The sequence below is a fragment of the Streptomyces longwoodensis genome (assembly GCF_001514125.1).
Taxonomy (GTDB): Bacteria; Actinomycetota; Actinomycetes; order Streptomycetales; family Streptomycetaceae; genus Streptomyces; species Streptomyces longwoodensis.
In genome coordinates this window covers 135,228-149,491 of the sequence record NZ_KQ948560.1, presented here as the reverse complement: position 1 = coordinate 149,491, position 14,264 = coordinate 135,228, and the positions used below count along the sequence as shown (strand labels likewise).

Sequence of the window (14,264 nt, the reverse complement as noted above, 5' to 3'; positions counted from 1 at the left end):
AGCAGTCATCGCGAGCGACGATTAATGAGACGTTAGTCACACTTTCTGGGGCCGGGTGCTCTGCGATGGCAATGCGTTCCCGTCGCTGCGCGGCTCGCCGTTGCTGCGCCTCACCGTGTGCGCTCTACAGCGGCTCTCCGCGGCTGAGCGTCTGCCAGCGGTAGCGGCTGAACATCATCCGCTTCAACTGCCGGAATAGCCACCGTACCGTGCTTTGCATTGTCTATCCATGCATAGCGCGGTGCTTCAAATAATGGCAGATCAGGCCCACTCTATAGCAACACGTGTTGCGTCACGTTCAATCACTTGCGCAAATTGCAAATTTTGAAGGAGATGGGAAAGAGCCGGTAGATGGGCCACTCTGGCAGCACACAGGGTGGCGTGGCCCGAGTAGAGACGGCCCCCGCTGGAACGGGAGCCGCCCTGGCCCACCCGTTGGCGTGAGAAAGGCCAGTAGTGACACTACCGACTCAACGGACAACCTCAACTGCAGGGAAGAGCCGCGGTGACGGCTGGCGACTATCCGCTGCGTTTCGGCAGCGAGGTTGTTGGCGAGGTGCGCTGGCAAGTGCGCTCGGCGTCGCGTCCGTTCTCACCATGGCGCTGGTCCACCGACATCCCTCCACTGCGGTGCCGCTCAATACGGCTCTCGCCGTAGCGGCTGTAGCTCCCTCTTTAGCTCAGTGGCTTTCGCGCTCCAGGCACTCCAGCGGTTCGAACCGAGATGGACACCGCTTCCGCAACCATCACCGCTCTCGTGCCGGTCGGGCCCTGTCCACGCGGGCATTGAGGTCACGCCCTACCGAGACACGCCCTGGCACTCGGAAGCGCAGGTCAGCAACTCGTGCCTTGACATCAACCGCTGACATCAACAGTCGCGCACGACCGCGCACGGAGGGATACAGGAGCTAGGCATGGATCTGTCGTCGGCCAGAGCAGAGACGGGTATCTGATCGCTTCTGCTAGAAGCGCGCCCGCCTACGGATCAGAAGGTTGCAGGTTCGAGTCCTGCCGAGTGCACACAGACCAGAGGCCCCGGAGAGATCCGGGGCCTCTGGCGTTTGACGACGCCCAGCGGAGGCCCGAGCTGTGCGGGGCGGGGCAGGGGGAGAGTGAGCAGGAGACGCTACGTCGCCAGGGGGGTGCCGGGTGGCTACCGGATCTGGGACAACCGGGGCCGCCGTTGGTGGGGCGATGTCTACGAGCTGTGCCTGGACGATCTCCTGGCCGAACTCAACGGGCAGGCGGACCAAGCACGGATCACCGCACTGATGAAGCGCTACCGGGCCCAGAAGCGATAGGCAGCGTCGAGCGCTGGGGGCGAGGTGGCGGCTCCGCGGCCGGACCGGAGGCCCGGATCAGTCCGTGGCCTCTGGCGTTGACGGGCGAGTCCATGTGCCGCAGCAGTTGCCGGTGCTCCGCCAGCGTCTCCAGGAGATCCGCGCGTTCGTCCTCGGGTGTGGTCACGGGAGGACGGTGGAGAGGCTGTAGGTCAGTTGTTGACTTAGTGGGGCAGCGCGATGGTCGTCGCGGCCGAGCCGGTCCCTCGTCCCCAGCCCCCGGCGATTCGTCTGCAACATTCCCGTCCCTCAGCGCGTCGGTGAGGTGTAGGCCGGTGCAGGGCTCCGAGGGGTGGGGATGTGGGTAGGTCGCGGACACGGTCCAGGGCGGACGAGTTCTTGGAGTTCGCCGCGGGGAGCGGGGGGCACCTGTACCGTTCCGCGTGCCTGCTCACCAGCGGTGACACCCACCTCGCCGAGGACCTGGTGCAGGAGACGCTCAGCCGGATGTACGCGCTGTGGGGACGCATTTCCCGCATCGACAATCCGGCGGCGTACGCACAGACCGTCCTCGTCCGTACGTTCCTCACGCAGCGGCGCCGCTACTCCGCGTCCGAACGGCCCCTGGCCGACGTGCCGGAGCTCCCCGTCCCGCACGGCGCGGACGACCCGGCGCTGCGACTGGCGCTGCTCCAGGCGCTGCGTGAACTGCCGCCCAAGGACCGGGCGGTGGTGATGCTGCGCTACTGGGAGGACCGCACCGTCGAGGAGACGGCCGACGCGATGAACGTGAGCGCCATCGCCGTCCGCAGCCGTTCGAGCAGAGCGCTCGCCAAGCTCCGGGCACGGCTGGGCGGCAGCCTCGCCGAACTGGCCGGCTCCGGCTGACCGCGGCCGGCGGTCGCGCCCGCCGGGCCCACGGCCGGTCCCAGGCGCGCCCTGCCCGGCGGCCGTCCGCTCGCCTCGTCCCCACCCCCGCATCGACACAGGAACTGGTGGCTTTCCCATGCGCTTCGAAGACGAGGTCGGCCGGGCACTTCGCCTCACGGCCGGCGCCTACTCCACCGAACAGCGACTCCTCGCGGAACGCAGTCTCGCCCGCGGCCGTCGGCGCGTGGCACGCCGCCGGATCGCCGTCGCCGGCGGCAGCGCGATGGCCGCCGCCCTCGTGGCCGTGGCCGGTGTCCAGTGGGGTGGCCTGGGGGACGGCGGCGGGCGGGGGAATCCCGCCGCGTCATCGGGGTCCGACCACGACTACCGGCGGTTCTCGGTCACCCGCGAGGAGATGAAGAACATCCTGTCCAACGGCATGGAGCGGGCCGGCGTCGCCACCGCGCACCCCGAGGTGACGGCCGCGGGCAGCTCCGGCCCGGGCCGGCCCGCGACCGCCTCGTTCGACTTCGGTGACGGCTGGGGCCGGGCCAGGGTCACGCTCTCCGTACGCCGCGTGGACCCGGCACAGCCGGGTCTGAAGAAGCTGATCACCTGCCCGCCGCGGGCCGGGTCACTGTACGAGGAGTGCACGACCCAGAGCGACAACCGCGCGGTGAAGGGGTACACCGGGGCCGGGAAGGCCGGGGGCGTGAAGAAGTGGGCGGTCACGATGCTCTCGTCCAACGGGTACGTCATCGACGTCGCCACCTACAACATCCCCTCGCCGGCGACCGCGAGTGCGGCTCCGGGTGCACGTGCGGAGGGGACTCCGACGGCGGATGTGTGGCTGACGCCGACCGCGGCCGCGTCGTCCCCCGACCCGGCCACCTCGCTGAGCCGCAATCCCCGGATGAACCCCGGGAAGTTGCGCTTCCTGGCGATGTACGTCGACGCCTCGTTCACCGGCACCGGCGACCCCAACCCCTTCGCCACCGTCACGCCGGGTTCGCGGCCGGAGCCGGGCGACATCCTGCCCGTGCTGAAGTCCCTGCTCCCCAAGCGTCTCCACATCTACTCCGAGGGCGGCACGGGGGCGGACGGCCACGTCGTGGTGGTCGACCCCGAGAAGGGGGACACCACGTACATCCAGGCCGTGCGGACCGCCGGCGACAAGGAGTTCTGGAGCCAGACCCTGCCCGACGGCACGAAGGTCGGCACCCGGCGCACGGCCGGCGAGCAGCCGGGCGTCATCGAACTGCGGGCCGACGCGCTCCGCGTCAACGGTCTGTGGATGTCCCTCACCGCCTACAACGCGCCGAGCCCCACCTCCAAGAAGCGGGGCGCCGAGCCCGCGGTCACGCTCGACGAGCTCAAGGCCATGGCCGTCAGCCGGGCCTGGCTCCTCGCCCGGTAACCGCCCCGGCCGGCCCCGGCTGGCCCGGCGTGCCCCAACGGGCCCCGGCGGCCCGCTCAGAGCAGCCCCAGGTCCCCCAGCTCCTTGTGCAGGTCCGCCCGCGGGGACGCGGTGGCCGACGGCTCCTCGCCGCCCCCACCGCCACCCCCGCCGGCCGACCGCTTCCCCCGGTCCCGGAACAGCCACGCGCCCAGTACCCCTCCGGTCAGGCCGCCCAGGTGGCCCAGCCAGCTCACCCCGGGGGTGCCCGGTACGGCCACCGTCAGCAGGTAGGCGAAGGACGCCGCCATCACCACGCCGATCAGGGTGTCTACGAGGTGGCGGTCGAAGAGGCCGCGCACGACCACGTACCCGAAGTAGCCGAAGACCAGGCCGCTCGCGCCCACCGTGTCCACGCCACCCCGCTCGAACAGCCAGACCGCCGCACCGCTGGTGAGCGCGACCAGCAGGGTCAGGCCCAGGAACCGGGTCACTCCCCGGTACGCGGCCAGGAAGCCGAAGACGAACAGGGGGCCGGAGTTGGCCTCGATGTGGTTCCAGCTCCAGTGCAGCAGCGGCGCCGAGAGCAGTGCGGGCAGGCTGTCCAGGTCGCCCGGGACCACGCCGTGGTCGCGGGAGAGGTCGTAGCCGTCGGCGGCGTTGACCAGCTGGACGACCCAGATCAGGGCCACGAAGGCGAACATCACGAAGAACGCCTTCCGCGCCTCCGCGACCATCACCTCCGCGCGGCCGTTCGTGTCCCCCGTGCCTTCCGTGTCCCGCATGCCTTCTCCCTCCCCCGGGCGGATCCGTGCCCCCGTCCGCCGTCCCCGCGCACTCTACAAACCCGCCCGGCCCCGCCTCATCCGCCGGGAGCTTCCGGGGAACCGCCCCCACCACCCGTCCCCCGCTCCTGCCCCCGCAGCTCCTCCCGGTACGCGTTCGCCAGCTCCGTCGCCCTCCTGAACCAGTCCGTCAGCACGGCGATCTCGTCCGGCGAGTAGGAGGCGAACAGGGCCGTGAGGCGCTCGTAGTACGGCCCGTACAGGGCGAGCACCCGGGCCACCGCCTCCGGCTCCGCCGCCACCCGCACGCGGCGGCGGTCCGTGGGGTCGGCGCGGCGGGTGATCCAGCCGGCGCGTTCGAGGCGGTTGAGGATGCCGGTCACCGCGCCCGTGGTCACGTGCACCTTCGTCGCCAGCTCGCCCGCCGTCAGCAGGTTCTCACCGGCCTGGAGGACGTACGCGAACGTCGTCAGGTCGGTGACGTTCACGCCCAGGCGCTGCGCCATCTCCTGCTGGCCGACCATGCTGCCCGCGATCAGGTCGTCCATCGCCGACAGCGCCTGCGCGGGCGTCGCCGTCGGGCGGTCACCGGCCGCCGGTTCCACGGCCTCGTCCGGCACGGCCGCCGGTTCCACGGCCTCGTCCGGCATCGCGGATTCCTCGCTCATGGGTCCTCTGTCTCGGGCTGTCTCGTGGCTGAAGCGTCGGCTCCCTTGTTATCCGCTTTCGAGATGTCTTACCTTGTAAGAGATTCAGAAACATAACTTCTCACGTCGTGAGGTAATCCATGAGCGTGCATCCGTACGACGAGGGCCACACCGTCGCCGGCTGGACCGGCGTCGCCATCGCGACCGTCGGGACCTCCGTCATGGGCGTCGGCGTGTGCACGGTCTCGCCCCCCGCCCTGGTCCTCGGGGGCGTGATCGACGTCCTCGCGCTGCTGGTCACCTGGGCGCTGCACCTGAGCGGCTGGGGCAAGCCGCCCGGGATCCGGCCGCCGGCGCAGTGGAGCATGCGGGTGCGCGACCCGCACGCGCGCGAGGGGCACCCGGACTGCCTCGGCTGCCGCCTCGCCGGGCGCGGGCGCGTGACCTCGCCCCGGTCGGCCTCGCCCCAGCCGGTTACGCCCCCGGTGACCTCGGCCCAGCCGGTCTCGCCCCCGGTGACGTCGACCCCACTGTCAGTGCCTCCCTCTACGCTCGCGAGTGATGGCACAGGCATGGAGGTGCGCGGCGCTGCGCTGGTCGGCGGGCAACCCGGAGCTGACGTGGGACGGGGGGCGTCGTAGCCCGCTGTCCTGGGGGAAGGGCGTGGCCTTCGCGGTCGCGCCGGGGGAGGTCAGGAGGTGCGTGGGCGCGCGGGGGCACCCCTGTCCGCGCCGGACGCCGGTGCCGGCGCGGAGCACGGGCGGGCGGTGCGAGGAGTGCGCGCGGCTGGACCGGGCGCACTCGGTCGCGGCGGACACGCTCGCCGACGACCCGCGGCCGTACCACGTGTACCTGGCCTGGTTCGGCCCCGGGATGGCCAAGGTCGGCATCACCGCCGTCGAGCGCGGCAGCGCCCGGCTGCTGGAACAGGGCGCCGTCTGCTTCACCTGGCTCGGCGCGGGCCCCCTCATGGCCGCCCGGCGCACCGAGGAGCTGCTGCGGGCCGCCCTGCGCGTGCCCGACCGCATCCCGTACGCCGAGAAGCGCGCCGTGCGCTCCCGGCTGCCCGTGGACGGGGCCGAGCGGGCGGCGGAGCTCGCCGACCTGCACGCACGGGCCGCGGCCCTGGCCGGCTGGCCGGAGTCGCTGGCGCCCGCGCCGTTCCACCCGGTCGACCACGTACGGGCGTTCGGGCTCGACCAGGACACCCCGGCCGCCGTCGGGGACGTGACCGAGCTGACCGCCGGGGGCGGAGTGCGCGGGGAGCTCGTCGCGGCCGCCGGACCGGACCTGCACCTGCGCACCGCGCGGGACACCGTCGTCGTCCTGGACACCCGGCTGATGACGGGCTGGGACCTCGTGCCGCCGGCCGGCGACGAGGACGCCCCAGCCGCCTTTCCCGTACGGCGCTTCGAGGCCCCCGGTGACGCCGCGCGGCAGGACGGGCTCTTCTGACCGCACGCCCCCCTCCCGCACAGGCCCCGCGAAGGCCCCGCGAAGGAACCGCACGACGCCCACACGGCGACCGCACGGCAACCACAGGAGAGAACTCCCGCTCCCCGCACGCTTCCTGAGAGTCCCCTGTGTGTTTCTCAGGGAAATCACAGACAAGCGAAAGCGTGTTCTCAGAGGGCCCCGACAGGGTGTCACCATGACCACGACCTCGCCCCAGGGGCGCACCGAACTGCTGAGGCCGGACGGGAGCCCCGTCCGCGTGCTGGTGGTGGACGACGAGCTGTCGATCACCGAACTCCTGTCCATGGCCCTGCGCTACGAGGGCTGGCAGATCCGCAGCGCCGGGGACGGGCAGGGCGCCCTCCAGACGGCGCGGGAGTTCCGGCCGGACGCCGTCGTCTTGGACATGATGCTGCCCGACATGGACGGCCTCGCCGTCCTCGGCCGGCTCCGCCGTGAGCTGCCCGACGTGCCCGTGCTGTTCCTGACGGCCAAGGACGCCGTCGAGGACCGGATCGCCGGTCTCACCGCGGGCGGCGACGACTACGTCACCAAGCCGTTCAGCCTGGAGGAGGTCGTCGCCCGGCTGCGCGGCCTGATCCGGCGCTCCGGTGCCGCCGACCACCGCTCCGACTCCGTGCTCGTGGTCGGCGACCTCACCCTCGACGAGGACAGCCACGAGGTCTACCGGGGCGGCGAGTCCATCCACCTCACCGCCACCGAGTTCGAGCTGCTCCGCTTCCTGATGCGCAACCCGCGGCGGGTGCTCAGCAAGGCGCAGATCCTCGACCGGGTGTGGTCCTACGACTTCGGCGGCCAGGCCAATGTGGTCGAGCTCTACATCTCGTACCTGCGGCGGAAGATCGACGCCGGACGGGAGCCGATGATCCACACCCGGCGCGGGGCCGGTTACCTGATCAAGCCCGCCGTCCCCGCCGTCCCGTGAGCGGGCGACGACGGCCGCGTGTGCAGCGTCCGCGCAGGCTCCGGCCCAGCCGGCCGCGCACCCTGCGGACCCGGCTCGTCGTCGCGTCCGTGGTCCTGATCGCCGTCGTCTGCACGGTGATCGGCTCCGTCACCACCCTCGCCCTGCGCTCCCACCTCTACCAGCAGCTCGACGACCGGCTGAGTGAGGTGGCCATCCGCGTGGCCCCGCGCGACTTCGGCCCGCTCACCCCGCCCGGCACGGACAACGGCTCCGGCGACAGCACCGGCACGGACAACAGCTCCGGCGACAGCACCGGCGACAGCACCGCGCCCCGCCGGCAGCAGAGCCCGCTCGGCAAGGTCCCCGTGGAGACCGACCTCTCCACCTTCGTCACCCACGGCCCGGTGCCGGCCGGCACGATCGCCGCCAAGATCACCAAAGGCACCGTCACCGACTCCCGGCGCGGGGTGAAGTCCACGGCCAGCGGCAACTTCGACATGACCGCCAAGGCGCTCGGCGAGGCGCAGGTCGAGGTGCTCGACTCCGTCCCCCAGGACGGCGCCGTGCACACCGTGGACCTGCCCGGACTCGGCGACTACCGCGTCACGTACACGACCAACGGCACCTACGCCTACTACGTGGCCATCCCGACGGCGGACGCCGACAACACCCTCCGCACACTGGTCCTCGTCGAGATCAGCGTCACCGCGGCCGGGCTGATCGCCGCGTCCCTGGCCGGCACGGTGATCGTCAGCGTCGCCACCCGCCCCCTGCGCCGGGTCGCCCACACCGCCACCCGGGTCTCCGAACTCCCGCTGCACACCGGCGAGGTGAACCTCAGCGAGCGCGTCCCCGAGGCCGAGTGCGACCCGCACACCGAGGTCGGCCGGGTCGGCGCCGCGCTCAACCGCATGCTCGACCACGTCCACGGCGCCCTGCACGCCCGCCAGCAGAGCGAGACGCGGGTGCGCCAGTTCGTCGCCGACGCCAGCCACGAGCTGCGCACCCCCCTCGCCTCCATCCGCGGCTACGCCGAGCTGACCCGGCGCGGCCGTGAGCAGGTCGGCCCCGACACCCGGCACGCCCTGGGCCGCATCGAGTCCGAGGCGGGCCGGATGACGCTGCTGGTGGAGGACCTGCTGCTGCTCGCCCGGCTCGACGCGGGCCGCCCGCTGCAGTTCGGGCAGACCGACCTCGTCCCGCTGGTCGTCGACACCGTCAGCGACGCCCGCGCGGCCGGCCGCGACCACGTCTGGCGCCTGGAGCTGCCCGAGGAACCGGCGCTCGTCTCCGCCGACGCGGCCCGCCTGCAGCAGGTCCTGGTCAACCTCCTCGCCAACGCTCGCACCCACACGCCGCCCGGCACCACCGTCACCGCGCGCGTGCGCCGCAGCGGCCCCTGGCTGTGCGTCGACGTCGAGGACGACGGCCAGGGCATCCCGCCGGAGCTGCTCCCGCGCGTCTTCGAACGGTTCGCGCGCGGCGACTCCGCGCGCTCGCGCGCCACCGGCTCGACCGGCCTCGGCCTCGCCATCGTGCAGGCCGTGGCGGCCGCGCACGACGGCGCCGTGACCGTCGACAGCGTGCCCGGGCGGACCGTGTTCACGGTCCACCTGCCCGCTCTCCCGCCCGCGGCGCCGCACGCCGCGTACGCAACCGGGCGGCCGTACGACTCACCGGCACAGCACAGTCACGACTCACAGGCACAGCACAGTGCCGCCACATGGGTGCGACAGGGCTCCTGACGAGAGTCGTCGGTATGCGAACCGACTCTTCTCCCGGCACCCTGCCGGCGCGGGAGCATCTCCCGGCCGGACCAGCCGGTGCGCCTGTCCTGGACGTAGTGATCCCCGTCTACAACGAGGAGAGGGACCTCCAGCCGTGCGTGCTGCGCCTGCACGAGCACCTCGAGCGCACCTTCCCGTACCCGTTCCGCATCACCATCGCGGACAACGCGTCGACGGACGCCACCCCCGAGGTGGCCCGCCGGCTGGAGGCACGGATCGCCGGGGTCCGCACGCTCCGGCTGGAGCAGAAGGGCCGCGGCCGGGCGCTGCGCACCGTCTGGTCGGCCTCCGACGCCCCGGTCCTCGCCTACATGGACGTGGACCTGTCCACCGACCTCAACGCCCTGCTGCCGCTGGTGGCGCCGCTCATCTCCGGCCACTCCGACCTGGCGATCGGCTCCCGGCTCGCCCGCAGCGCGCGGGTGGTGCGCGGCCCCAAGCGCGAGTTCATCTCCCGCTCCTACAACCTGATCCTGCGCGGCTCGCTGCAGGCCCGCTTCTCGGACGCGCAGTGCGGTTTCAAGGCGATCCGCCGGGACGTCGCACAAGTCCTGCTCCCGCTGGTGGAAGACACGGGCTGGTTCTTCGACACTGAGATGCTGGTGCTCGCCGAGCGGGCCGGATGCCGTATCCACGAGGTGCCGGTCGACTGGGTCGACGACCCGGACTCCACCGTGCACATCGTGCGGACGGCGACCGAGGACCTGAAGGGGGTGTGGCGCGTCGGGAAGGCGCTGGCCACCGGTTCGCTGCCACTGGACCGGCTGACCAGGCCGTTCGGGGACGACCCCCGCGACCGCGAGATCATGGACGTACCCAAGGGACTGGCCCGTCAGCTCGTCGGCTTCTGCGTCGTCGGGGGTCTGTCGACCCTCTTCTACCTGCTGCTCTACAGCGGCTTCCGGCTCTTCACCGGCTCCCAGGTCGCCAACGCGCTCGCCCTGCTGATCTCCGCGGTCGCCAACACCGCCGCCAACCGCCGGCTCACCTTCGGCGTGCGCGGCCCGGGCGGGGCCGTCCGGCACCAGGCGCAGGGCCTGGTGGTCTTCGGCATCGGCCTCGCGCTGACCAGCGGCTCGCTGGTGGCCCTGAACGCCGCCAACGCCCACCCCGCGCACTCGACCGAGCTGGCCGTCCTGGTCGCCGCCAACCTCGCCGCGACCGTCCTGCGCTTCCTGCTCTTCCGCATCTGGGTCTTCTCCGACCGCGACGGCGGCCTCCCCGAGCCCACGGCACCCGGCGGCCCCGCCCCCTCCCACGGCGCCCACGCCGCGCACCCCCCGGTGCCCCCGACCTCCCCGTTCCGCGCCGGTGACGCCGCGGACGGCACCCGGCCGGACGCCACCCGGCGCCCCGGCCCGGTCCGCCCCTACGACACCGACCCGGGGGAGACCCGATGACCACCGACTACGACCGCGCCGACTGGGGCCCGCCCGCCTCGCCCCCTCCGGCGACGCTGACCCCGTCCACCCCTCCCCCTCCGGCCCGACCCGGGGCCAGTGAGCCGCAGCAGCCGTTCGGCCGGAGGCTGTGGCGGGGCCGCCCCGAGGACCCCCGCTGGGTCCGCCCGGCCTTCCTCGCCCTGCTCCTCGCGACGCTGCTGCTCTACCTCTGGGACCTCAGCGCCTCCGGCTACGCCAACTCCTTCTACTCCGCGGCCGTCCAGGCCGGCTCCACGAGCTGGAAGGCGTTCTTCTTCGGCTCGCTGGACGCGGGCAACGCCATCACCGTCGACAAGCCGCCGGCCTCGCTGTGGCCGATGCAGCTGTCGGTCAGGACCTTCGGCCTGAACTCCTGGGCGATCCTCGTCCCCGAGGTGCTGATGGGCGTCGGCACGGTCGCCGTCGTCTACGCGGCCGTCCGCCGCCGGTTCAGCCCCGCCTCCGGCCTGATCGCCGGCGCGGTGCTGGCGCTGACGCCCGTGGCGGCGCTGATGTTCCGGTTCAACAACCCGGACGCGATGCTCGCCCTGCTGATGGCCGTGGCCTGCTACCTCGTCGTCCGCGCGCTGGAGGACGGCCGGACCAGGTGGCTGGTGTGGGCCGGTGCGGCGATCGGCTTCGCGTTCCTCGCCAAGACCCTCCAGGCGTTCCTGATCCTGCCGCCGCTGGCGCTCGTGTACGCGGTCTGCGCACCGGTCACGGTGAGGAAGCGCCTCGGCCAACTGGCCGCCGCGACCGGCGCGCTGGTCGTCTCCGGCGGCTGGTGGGTGGCGGTCGTCGAGCTGTGGCCGGCGTCCTCACGCCCGTACATCGGCGGCTCGCAGAACAACTCCTTCCTGGAGCTGACCTTCGGCTACAACGGCCTCGGCCGGCTCAGCGGCGACGAGACGGGCAGCGTCGGCGGGGGCGGCGGGGGCGCGGGCGGCACCGGGCAGTGGGGCGAGACCGGCTGGGACCGGATGTTCACCTCCGAGGTCGGCGGCCAGATCTCCTGGCTGCTGCCGGCCGCGCTGGTGCTGCTGGCCGCCGGCCTGGTGGCCACGCGCCGGGCCCGCCGCACGTCGGTCACCCGCGGCTCGTTCCTGGTCTGGGGCGGCTCGCTGCTGATGACCACGGTCGTCTTCAGCTACATGGCGGGCATCTTCCACCAGTACTACACCGTCGCCCTCGCCCCCTACCTGGCGGCCGTGACCGGCATGGGCGCCGGACTCCTGTGGGAGAGGCGCCGGGAGCTGTGGGCGTCGCTCACCCTGGCGGCCGCGGCGGTCGCGGCGGCCACCTGGGGCTACGTCCTGCTGCACCGCACCCCCGACTACCTGCCCTGGCTGAGGTGGCTCGTGCTGGTCGGCGGTCTCACCGCCGCGCTCGGCCTGGTCTTCGCGGGCCGGCTCACCCGGCGGCTCGCCCTCGCGGCGGCCTCGCTCGGCCTGCTGACCGCGCTGGCCGGCCCGACGGCGTACACCTTGAGCACCGTCCAGCAGGGCCACACCGGGTCCATCGTCACGGCCGGCCCGGCGGGCGCCTCGATGATGGGCGGGGGCCGTCCCGGCGGCGTTCGCGGCGGCTTCGGCGGCGGAGGCATGCCGGGCCAGAACCAGCAGGGCCAGCAGGGCCAGCAGGGCGGCCCACAGGGCCGGAACCAGCAGGGCCAGGGCTTCCCCGGCGGTGGCACGGGCGGCTTCGGCGGCGCCCTGCCCGGCCAGGGCGGCGGGCAGACCCAGCAGGGCGGCCCGACCGGCGAGGGCGCGGGCGGCGGCGGTGGCGTCGGCGGCCTGCTGAACGGCGCGTCCGTCACCGCCGAGGCCGAGAAGCTGCTGGAGACGGACTCCGGCCGCTACACGTGGGCCGCCGCGGCCATCGGCTCCCAGAACGCCGCGAGCTACCAACTCGCCACCGGCGAGCCGGTGATGGCGATCGGCGGCTTCAACGGCACCGACCCGTCCCCGACGCCGGCCCAGTTCAAGCGGTACGTGGCGGACGGGCGGATCCACTACTTCATCGCGAGCGGCTCCATGGGCGCCGGCCCGGGCGGCGGGGCGAACGGCACGTCGTCGCAGATCACCTCCTGGGTCGAGGCCACCTTCAAGAAGGTGACGGTCGGCTCGGCCACCTTCTACGACCTGACGCAGGAGGCGAGCGGCTGACGGCCGGGCGCAGCACGGACGGAGGCGGTGTCCCGACGGGCACCGCCTCTTCCCGCATCCCGCTTGTACACCGTACGAGAACTCTTCTACGGTGTAGAGCATGCCTTCCGTCCCGAGCCATCCCCAGCGCTGGCTGATCCTCGGCGTCATCTGCCTCGCGCAGCTCACCGTGCTGCTCGACAACACCGTCCTGAACGTCGCGATCCCCTCCCTCACCCGGGAACTGGGCGCCTCCACCTCCGACATCCAGTGGATGATCAACGCCTACTCGCTGGTCCAGTCGGGCCTGCTGCTCACCGCGGGCAGCGCCGCCGACCGCTACGGCCGCAAGCGGATGCTGATCGCCGGGCTCGCCCTGTTCGGCGCCGGCTCGGTGGTCGCCGGCTGCGCGGGCACCACCGGGCAGCTCATCGCCGCGCGCGCCGGGATGGGCGTCGGCGGGGCGCTGCTGCTGACCACCACCCTGGCCGTGGTCATGCAGATCTTCGCGCCGGAGGAACAGCCGAAGGCCATCGGCGTATGGGCCGCGGTGAACTCGCTGGGCTTCGCCACGGGCCCGCTCATCGGCGGCTTCCTGCTGAACCACTTCTGGTGGGGCTCGATCTTCCTGGTCAACCTGCCGGTCGCGGCCCTCGCCCTGGTCGCGGTGGTCGCGCTGGTGCCCGAGTCGAAGAACCCGCAGGGCGACCGCCCCGACCTGCCCGGCGCACTGCTGTCGACGGTCGGCATGGCCTCGCTGGTCTTCACGGTCATCTCCGGCCCCACGCACGGCTGGACGTCGGCGCGGGTGCTGGTCAGCGGGGCCGTGGCGGTGGGCGTCCTCGCGCTGTTCGCCCGGTGGGAGAGCAGGGCCCCGTACCCGATGCTCGACCTCGCCCTGTTCCGCGACCGCCGGTTCACGGGCGCCGTCGCCGGCGCGGTGCTGGTGACCTTCGGCATGGGCGGCGCCCTGTTCCTCCTCACCCAGCACCTCCAACTCGTGCTGCGCTACGGCCCCCTGGAGGCGGGCCTGCGCACCGCGCCGCTCGCGCTGACCGTCGTCGCCCTGAACTTCACGGGCCTGGCGGCGAAGGCCACCGTGAAGCTCGGCGGACCGGCGGCGATCCTGACCGGCATGACGGCGATGGCGGCGGGCCTGGTCTCCATCGCCGTGGCCTCCGACGGGTACGCCGTCACGCTGCTCGGGCTGCTGCTCATCGGGACGGGCACCGCGCTGGCCGGACCGGCGATGGCCCACGCCATCATGAGCACCATCCCGCCGGACCGCGCCGGGGTGGGCGCCGGCGTCAACGGCATGCTCGCCGAGTTCGGCAACGGGCTCGGCGTGGCGGTGCTCGGTGCGGTGCTCAGCGCGCGGCTGGCGTCCGGGGCGCGGCTCTCCTCGGCCCTGGGCACCGGTCAGGCGGTCGGCGCGGTGGCCGTGTTCGCGGGCGGCGTACTGGCGGCCGTCCTGCTGCGCCGGGCGGGAAGAGCAGAACCAGCGCGCAAGGAGACGACGGCCGTCCCGTCGTAGCGCGGGCGTCGTCGCTG

General features: G+C 72.8%; 11 protein-coding genes and 1 pseudogene. 10 read left to right on the top strand and 2 right to left on the bottom strand.

What is annotated here, in order from left to right; all coding sequences use genetic code 11:
* The first annotated feature begins 1,112 nt into the window (after positions 1 to 1,112).
* The 3 genes from AQJ30_RS28060 (at position 1,113) to AQJ30_RS28050 (ending at position 3,567) form a co-directional block, all read left to right on the top strand.
* Positions 1,113 to 1,301: a hypothetical protein gene (locus AQJ30_RS28060; RefSeq protein WP_067239517.1), complete on the top strand. Its 189-nt coding sequence runs from the start codon at positions 1,113 to 1,115 to the stop codon at positions 1,299 to 1,301.
* 339 nt (positions 1,302 to 1,640) lie between these two features.
* Positions 1,641 to 2,168, top strand: coding sequence for a SigE family RNA polymerase sigma factor (locus AQJ30_RS28055; RefSeq protein ID WP_067239516.1), 528 nt, complete (start codon positions 1,641 to 1,643; stop codon positions 2,166 to 2,168).
* A gap of 118 nt (positions 2,169 to 2,286) precedes the next feature.
* Entirely contained in the window at positions 2,287 to 3,567 is a 1,281-nt protein-coding gene (locus tag AQJ30_RS28050; protein WP_067239514.1) for a hypothetical protein, read from the top strand.
* A 56-nt stretch (positions 3,568 to 3,623) separates the two neighbouring features.
* Here the strand turns inward: AQJ30_RS28050 and AQJ30_RS28045 are convergent, their stop codons facing one another.
* Together AQJ30_RS28045 and AQJ30_RS28040 are read right to left on the bottom strand one after the other, a co-directional pair.
* The gene (locus AQJ30_RS28045) at positions 3,624 to 4,331 is read right to left on the bottom strand and encodes a rhomboid family intramembrane serine protease (protein ID WP_067239513.1); all 708 of its coding nucleotides are present in this window, start codon (positions 4,329 to 4,331) and stop codon (positions 3,624 to 3,626) included.
* Positions 4,332 to 4,408: 77 nt separating this feature from the next.
* Positions 4,409 to 4,879 carry a MarR family winged helix-turn-helix transcriptional regulator gene (locus tag AQJ30_RS28040; RefSeq protein ID WP_067239790.1) on the bottom strand — a complete coding sequence of 157 codons (471 nt, stop codon included), beginning with the start codon at positions 4,877 to 4,879 and terminating at the stop codon, positions 4,409 to 4,411.
* Between the two features lie 239 nt (positions 4,880 to 5,118).
* Between AQJ30_RS28040 and AQJ30_RS39580 the strand changes: the two are divergent.
* From AQJ30_RS39580 to AQJ30_RS28005, 7 genes and pseudogenes are all read left to right on the top strand, one after another.
* Positions 5,119 to 5,487, top strand: a pseudogene (locus tag AQJ30_RS39580) (HGxxPAAW family protein); the annotation flags it as partial.
* 52 nt (positions 5,488 to 5,539) lie between these two features.
* Positions 5,540 to 6,433, top strand: a complete 894-nt coding sequence (locus tag AQJ30_RS28030) for a DUF2797 domain-containing protein (RefSeq protein WP_067239510.1) — start codon at positions 5,540 to 5,542, stop codon at positions 6,431 to 6,433.
* Positions 6,434 to 6,629: 196 nt separating this feature from the next.
* On the top strand, positions 6,630 to 7,379 hold the full coding sequence (locus tag AQJ30_RS28025) for a response regulator transcription factor (protein ID WP_067239509.1): 750 nt from the start codon (positions 6,630 to 6,632) through the stop codon (positions 7,377 to 7,379).
* Positions 7,376 to 9,106: a sensor histidine kinase gene (locus tag AQJ30_RS28020; protein ID WP_067239507.1), complete on the top strand. Its 1,731-nt coding sequence runs from the start codon at positions 7,376 to 7,378 to the stop codon at positions 9,104 to 9,106. Before AQJ30_RS28025 ends, AQJ30_RS28020 begins: the two co-directional genes overlap by 4 nt.
* Before the next feature lie 14 nt (positions 9,107 to 9,120).
* Positions 9,121 to 10,548 carry a bifunctional glycosyltransferase family 2/GtrA family protein gene (locus AQJ30_RS28015; protein ID WP_067239506.1) on the top strand — a complete coding sequence of 476 codons (1,428 nt, stop codon included), beginning with the start codon at positions 9,121 to 9,123 and terminating at the stop codon, positions 10,546 to 10,548.
* Positions 10,545 to 12,734: an ArnT family glycosyltransferase gene (locus AQJ30_RS28010; RefSeq protein WP_079084343.1), complete on the top strand. Its 2,190-nt coding sequence runs from the start codon at positions 10,545 to 10,547 to the stop codon at positions 12,732 to 12,734. Before AQJ30_RS28015 ends, AQJ30_RS28010 begins: the two co-directional genes overlap by 4 nt.
* Before the next feature lie 100 nt (positions 12,735 to 12,834).
* On the top strand, positions 12,835 to 14,247 hold the full coding sequence (locus AQJ30_RS28005; RefSeq protein WP_067239504.1) for an MFS transporter: 1,413 nt from the start codon (positions 12,835 to 12,837) through the stop codon (positions 14,245 to 14,247).
* Positions 14,248 to 14,264 lie beyond the last annotated feature (17 nt).